General features: G+C 33.3%; 1 pseudogene. It reads right to left on the reverse strand.

What is annotated here, in order from left to right:
• Positions 1 to 334 (reverse strand): annotated as a pseudogene (locus ACODS7_RS32690) (hypothetical protein); the annotation flags it as partial.
• Positions 335 to 411 lie beyond the last annotated feature (77 nt).

Here is a 411-nt window from a genome sequence, read left to right on the forward strand (position 1 = left end):
TACTATTAAAATTAGTAATAATAACAGGATTACGGCTTGCATCTATCGGAAACTGTGCTCCTTTTAAATGAATATCATGATAAAAAGTAGAATAAATCCTTGATGACTGAAATGTTTTTGATAAATTTGGTATCACTGGATGTTTCTTTACATAAGATTCAAACTCTTTTTGCGTATCAAAACCAATTGTCACAGGCTTCTCGTTATGTTCGCCTGGTGTTACAACCTGATATGGTTTTGAAGTAGTATCTGCATGTGCCACCCCATTTGATCCACCAAATACCATTGTTCCCATTAATACAACTGTAGATATTACACCCATCATACGTTTCAAATTCATCACTCCCATGATATAAATTGACTTACAAACGTATTGTACAATAGGTTCATTTCTGTAGTAAGGTGCTAATT

The organism is Bacillus sp. FG16, from assembly GCF_057809515.1.